The sequence below is a fragment of the Halorubrum sp. SP9 genome (assembly GCF_005435015.1).
In the GTDB taxonomy this organism is placed as follows: domain Archaea; phylum Halobacteriota; class Halobacteria; order Halobacteriales; family Haloferacaceae; genus Halorubrum; species Halorubrum sodomense.
The window spans coordinates 1-213 of record NZ_SGXU01000801.1; the positions used below are offsets into that span (position 1 = coordinate 1).

General features: G+C 64.8%; 1 protein-coding gene. It reads right to left on the reverse strand.

Translation table 11 applies throughout. From position 1 onward, the window contains the following. On the reverse strand, positions 1–213 hold a 213-nt coding region (locus EXE45_RS19355), incomplete at both ends, for a DUF5783 family protein (RefSeq protein WP_137695228.1).

The window sequence follows — 213 nt, forward strand, 5'->3', positions numbered from 1 at the left end:
GTCGTCGACCGCGACGGCGCCGCGGATGCGCTCGCGGGGGTTCTCCGGGAGCTCGACGCGGAACTCGCCGTCCTCGTAGAACGGCTCCGACTCGTTGAGCACGGTCTGGTCGATGCCGTGGATCAGCTCCGAGTCGTGCCGGTCGTTCATCTGGTTGAACGCGTTCTTGTACGCCCGCTGGAGCTCCTGGAAGTAGTTCGCGTACTTGTCTTC